Below are 218 nucleotides of genomic sequence, written 5' to 3' on the forward strand. Positions count from 1 at the left end.
CGATAGCGGATAGTACCGTGAGGGAATGGTGAAAAGTACCGCGGGAGCGGAGTGAAATAGTACCTGAAACCGTGTGCCTACAAGCCGTGGGAGCGTCGCTGTATGTGCTTGCACATGCAGTCGTGACTGCGTGCCTTTTGAAGAATGAGCCTGCGAGTTAGCGGTGTGTAGCGAGGTTAACCCGTGTGGGGAAGCCGTAGCGAAAGCGAGTCCGAATA

At 55.0% G+C, this 218-nt stretch carries 1 rRNA gene; it reads left to right on the forward strand.

The window, feature by feature from the left end:
* Positions 1-218 (forward strand): 23S ribosomal RNA (locus ADL22_RS16070); the annotation flags it as partial.

The organism is Streptomyces sp. NRRL F-4489, from assembly GCF_001509485.1.
Lineage (GTDB): Bacteria > Actinomycetota > Actinomycetes > Streptomycetales > Streptomycetaceae > Streptomyces.